Here is a 526-nt window from a genome sequence, read left to right as displayed (position 1 = left end):
GACGCCCGGATCATCTTCGTCGACACCGAAGCCTCCAACTGGACCTTCGACCCCGTCCGCAAACAGTACTTCTGGCACCGGTTCTTCTCCCACCAGCCCGATCTCAACTACGAGAACCCGGCCGTGCAGGAGGAGATGATTTCGGCGCTGCGGTTCTGGCTGGACCTGGGCATCGACGGCTTCCGACTGGACGCGGTGCCGTACCTGTACCAGCAGGAGGGGACCAACTGCGAAAACCTTCCCGCAACCCATGACTTCCTCAAGCGGGTGCGGAAGGAGATCGACGCGCACTATCCCGACACGGTGCTGCTGGCCGAGGCGAACCAGTGGCCTGAGGACGTCGTCGACTACTTCGGCGACTTCCCCAGCGGCGGCGACGAGTGCCACATGGCGTTCCACTTCCCGGTCATGCCGAGGATCTTCATGGCGGTCCGGCGGGAATCGCGCTATCCGGTCTCGGAAATCCTCGCCAAGACCCCGGCCATCCCCTCGAACTGCCAGTGGGGCATCTTCCTGCGGAACCACG

The 526-nt window shown here is 63.7% G+C and carries 1 protein-coding gene; it reads left to right on the top strand.

The genetic code is table 11. From position 1 onward, the window contains the following. Positions 1 to 526, top strand: a 526-nt coding sequence (locus tag RM704_RS44595; protein ID WP_311593582.1) for an alpha-amylase family glycosyl hydrolase, incomplete at both ends; no start/stop codon positions are given.

It is taken from the genome of Streptomyces gottesmaniae, assembly GCF_031845845.1.
Taxonomy (GTDB): Bacteria; Actinomycetota; Actinomycetes; order Streptomycetales; family Streptomycetaceae; genus Streptomyces; species Streptomyces akebiae.
Note: the sequence above shows the minus strand (reverse complement) of the source record. Positions and strands in the feature narration are given on the sequence as shown.